We start from the raw sequence: 4,776 nt of genomic DNA, 5'->3' as shown, positions 1-4,776 counted from the left end.
AGTACTGAGATGCTGGCAGCGATAAGTTCTCCATGTTTTATCCGCGAGCGATTAACGTAAAGCGACATTGCGATGATAGCTAAGAACAAACCCCAAAATTCCAAAAATGGAAACCACAAGGTTGCCGCCCCTTTCACGAGATAGGGCATTATAATTATTGGTGCCGATAATGCGGCTACCGGTTTTAAATATCTGCTTGCGAAAAAAAACGCTGCAATAAGCGATAAAGCCGACATGACAACAAATAAAAATTGGATATATACGCCGTTAGCGGGGAGCATCTGCCAAATTTCAAACGTGGTCGGAAGCCTCCAGCTTAACACGCTAGCCGGAGCATGACCCATCCTCACGTCCTGTTCGCATGCCACCGGTAGGGCATCGTAGTATGATAAGCCTTGTTTCATGAGGAAGAAAACCTTAAGGTAGAGAGCGCCATCAAACTGCGTTTGCTCAGATAATGATACGTTCGATATCTTCTCCGTGATATGTGAACAGGGAGGGTTGCTTGCAGTTTGGACCACCCCGAAAAGGTTTATGATGATTACGGCCAGTATCGCTAATGCTAAGAGATAGTCTTTCTTTACAATCGAGACCCATTTTGCCGCAATCCAGCTTACCATGTTAGTTATCAGAAAGGTAAGCGTTGTGAACAAAAGAAGTCCCGGATCGCCTGGTATGTTCGAGAGGCTGAACTGTACACCGCCCCGCTCAATAAGATAAGGATATGAAGGCAGGTCAAAGAACAAAATTATCGTTACACTAAGAACGATTCCAGTAAGAAGTGCCTTAACCTCTTTCCCTTTAAGAATCCACCCAACGAGAATACCTATTAATGCGAAGCTGGTAACTTGGGGAAAATACACGATGGTTCGCGCAAAGCACATATACGCGATCAACCCAAACAGATAGGCTACGGGAACACTCCAATCAATGGACCATGGGACTGAAATCGCAGTTCGAGATTTTATTGGTTGCTGAAGTTTTTTCTTAATCGTTGCCATTAAACTTCTTACTTGTAATCAAAGTGCGCATACGAAGAACTTCTGTGCTTATATCAGTTTACAATAGCATACTAGGCAACTAATAGTAAACATATCGACTACGATGAGCGCCTTTATCCGCGCTCCTGGCGACCCAACCCATAATACCAGATGGAGAGTATAAACGGTACCTATCCAGACCTGGCGACTGCCAAGAACGGTAGGAGGAGCAAGATAATAAGGATCGGGGGCAAGATAAACGCCACGACCACATTTATAAGCGCAGTGCCGGTAGAAAACTCTTGTACTTCCGAGAGGCAGTTTAATAATATGATGAATGCCCACACGCTGATTATCGCTGAAATAACACCTAAAACGCCAAACCAGGATACTTCGCTGGGGGTGCTATTGAGCGGATTAAAGAAGACTATAGCATTATTGAAAAACGACCCCTGCGGCATAGACCCTTGACGAAATGCCTTTTCACCGAAGAGAGCGAGCTTTGCGACCCAAACAGAAAGCACCCACACTATAGGGATACGCGATAATGCGACGGCGGTTTGGATGCGCTCATAGGTAGCTTTACCCCCTAATGAACGACCCGTGAACTCAAGCAACGCTACCTGGATGTAAAACATGACCAGCGTAAGCGGTATTCCGATTACAAGAGAAGTCCCAATGCTCGACCACATGGGCGTAAGATCGCCACTTTGAATCTTAAAATCATTTAAGCTTGCATTAATGCTGGCCAGTGCGATAATCGGCACCCAGTAGAGCGGCTTTAGCTCATGAACGTTTCGTATCGTGGCTCTTGGCTGTGTCCAGGTCGAGAACCAAAAGCTTTCCTTTAGTCTCTTTCGCATACCAAAATCCTTCCTTATCCCGCTAACTGTAACATCGATTGCCAAAATTACGCTAGAGTTACTACGACTTAATAATATGTGATAAGGATTATCATGCACAATATCCAGTCATGACTCTCCCGACGGTTTCATCGAGGTAAGCAGAGCCGCCGCCAAAAAGTGATAAGCCCGACCAGCACTTGGAGCACATTTGTCTCTGACATTCAGTACAGAAGCCCCTTGATAAGGATAACCGCTTTATAAGATATAATAATCTTTTGACAAAAAACCTGCGCTTGTTTTACAGGGGGACATTATCCGGCATGCCGGGCTAAACCTTTACCTAGCGGTAGGATGATTTGCTTGCGGATGTGTAAATAAGCGTCAAGTTCTTGATCCGGATAGAGCTCATACCAGACTGAACCCGGTGTAGAGAGCGGGCGAAGCACGCGGACTAATGCATCAACGTACGATTGGGCGTTTTGCCTGCCGGCCCAATCGTAGATGCCCAGATAGTCTTTACTCGTGGGATCGACCATCCAAAGTTTTACGCGAAACCCACGAAATCCGCTCCAAAACGGCGTTGTCATAATGCACGCGCGCTGAAATATCCAGTGAAGAAGGGGGTCTCTGCGCAGCAGCCGCATGCGGAAACCTACTACCAGCACGTTACTACTATCCGATGTTCCATCATTGCCCACGGTTTCTCGAAAGATTTTGTATGTCCCGCCTTGGTCGATCTCATAGAGTTCACCAACGCGACCGCGCCGAAGGTGCAATGATCGGGAGATAACGAGACCGCCAAATCGTAGCACAGAAAGAGCTGCTGACTTCACGATGCTCAACATTGAAGCTGCCATTACAAATCCTCCTTTTTAAAGAGGAAAATCGCAAGATGCAATCAACTCACCCCCCTTATACCACAGATGTTGGTACACAAACCTGCTAAATAGATAAGAGAGCGAACATATCATCCGCCCTCTTTTAGCCTTATGTGGAGTAGTATCCTAGACCCGCGTTACGCCGTAACCTTCACCGCAAACGTTATGCTTCCATCAACGGCATCGACCGTAACGTTATCCCCCGCTTTGATGTCGCCTTCGAGGATTTTTAGCGCGAGGCTATCCTGCAGTTTGCGCTGGATAACGCGCTTGAGCGGGCGTGCCCCGAAGGCGGGGTCGTAGCCTTCTAATGCTATTAGCCCTTTGGCGGCATCGGTCAGTTCAAGCGTTATGCCGTGTTCGGCAACCCGCTTTTGCAGGCGGACGAGCTGGATATCGATGATCTTTTCGATGTCCTCCATCGAAAGGCGATTGAAGATGACGGCGTCATCGACCCTGTTAAGGAACTCGGGCCTGAAGTGAAGCTTCATGACTTCGTCGACCTTTTGCTTAAGCTCATCGGGATCGACCACTTCCTGGATGTGTTGCGAGCCCAGGTTCGATGTCATGATGATAATAGTGTTTTTAAAGTCGACCGTCCTGCCCTTACCGTCGGTGAGGCGGCCGTCGTCGAGGATTTGCAACAGCACGTTAAAGACGTCGCTGTGGGCTTTTTCTATCTCGTCGAGAAGCAGAACCGCGTAGGGACGGCGGCGAACCGCCTCGGTAAGCTGACCGCCCTCGTCGTAGCCGACGTAGCCGGGAGGTGCGCCGATCAGCCTGGATACGGTGTGCTTCTCCATGTACTCGCTCATGTCGATACGGATCATGGCGCGCTCGTCGTCGAAGAGAAATTCGGCAAGCGCTCTCGCCAGCTCGGTTTTGCCGACGCCGGTCGGGCCGAGGAAGATAAACGAGCCCAAAGGACGATCGGGGTCTTGCAGGCCGGCCCGCGCCCTGCGAATCGCGTTGGAGACGGCGGAAACCGCCTCGTCCTGGCCGATTACCCTTATATGCAGACGTTTCTCCGTGTTGATGAGCTTCTCTATCTCACCTTCTATTAGGTTGGAAACAGGCACACCGGTCCATTTTGAGACGACTTCGGCGATATCTTCCTCATCTACCTCTTCTTTTAACATCTTCTGGTCTTTCTGCAATTCCAATAAGCGGCTGTTTTCCTCGTCGAGTTCTTTTTCAAACGCGAGGATGTCTCCGTAGCGAAGCCGTGCCGCAAGAGAGAGGTCCCCCGCACGCTCGGCGTTGGTCGCATCGGTTTTGGCCTGTTCGATTCGCTCTTTGAGGTCTCGAATCTGCTGGATAACGCTCTTCTCGTTCTGCCAGTGGGCCTTCATGTGAAAACTTTTTTCCTTAAGCTCGGCGAGGTCCTTTTCTATAGTGGCAAGCCGCTCGAGCGCGGCCTTGTTCGTGTCGTTTTTAAAGGCCTGGCGCTCGATTTCAAGCTGCTTGATCTTACGCTCGACCTCGTCGATTTCGGTCGGCATGCTGTCGATTTCGATGCGCAGGCGAGACGCCGCCTCATCGACCAGGTCGATTGCCTTGTCCGGCAGGAACCTGTCGGCGATGTAGCGGTTTGACATGACGGCGGCCGCGACCAGCGCGGAATCGGTAATGCGCACGCCATGGTGCACCTCGTAGCGCTCTTTAAGGCCCCGTAGTATCGCAACGGTATCCTCAACCGAGGGCTCGCCGACAAGAACCGGCTGGAAACGGCGCTCAAGGGCGGCATCTTTTTCGATATATTTTCGATACTCGTCGATGGTGGTCGCGCCGACCGCCCGCAACTCACCGCGTGAAAGCGCGGGTTTAAGCAGGTTGGCCGCATCGACCGCACCTTCGGCGGCGCCGGCTCCGACCAGCGTATGAAGCTCATCGATAAAGAGGACGATCTCGCCCTCGGAGCTTGTGACTTCTTTTAACACCGCTTTCAAGCGGTCCTCGAATTCGCCGCGATATTTGGCGCCGGCGATGAGGGCGCCCAAATCCAGTGCAACCACGCGTTTTTCTTTCAATCCTTCGGGGACGTCGCCGGAGACTATACGCTGGGCGAGCCCT

The 4,776-nt window shown here is 50.5% G+C and carries 4 protein-coding genes; all 4 read right to left on the bottom strand.

What is annotated here, in order from left to right; genetic code table 11:
• Positions 1 to 1,001: hypothetical protein (locus tag ACYC56_RS12300; protein ID WP_461374473.1), on the bottom strand; the 1,001-nt coding region annotated here is incomplete at its 3' end.
• 170 nt (positions 1,002 to 1,171) lie between these two features.
• A complete protein-coding gene (locus ACYC56_RS12295) occupies positions 1,172 to 1,843 on the bottom strand; it encodes a YIP1 family protein (protein WP_461374472.1) in 672 nt (223 codons plus the stop codon).
• Positions 1,844 to 2,136: 293 nt separating this feature from the next.
• On the bottom strand, positions 2,137 to 2,682 hold the full coding sequence (locus ACYC56_RS12290; RefSeq protein ID WP_461374471.1) for a hypothetical protein: 546 nt from the start codon (positions 2,680 to 2,682) through the stop codon (positions 2,137 to 2,139).
• 158 nt (positions 2,683 to 2,840) lie between these two features.
• On the bottom strand, positions 2,841 to 4,776 hold a 1,936-nt coding region (locus tag ACYC56_RS12285; RefSeq protein ID WP_461374470.1), incomplete at its 5' end, for an ATP-dependent Clp protease ATP-binding subunit.

The organism is Candidatus Aquicultor sp., assembly GCF_054640775.1.
This window is presented reverse-complemented; position numbering and strand designations above follow the sequence as displayed.

Coding starts and splice junctions, on each gene's coding strand:
- ACYC56_RS12295 (WP_461374472.1), bottom strand. CDS start 1,843: ATGCGAAAGAGACTAAAGGAAAGCTTTTGGTTCTCGACCTGGACACAG.
- ACYC56_RS12290 (WP_461374471.1), bottom strand. CDS start 2,682: ATGGCAGCTTCAATGTTGAGCATCGTGAAGTCAGCAGCTCTTTCTGTG.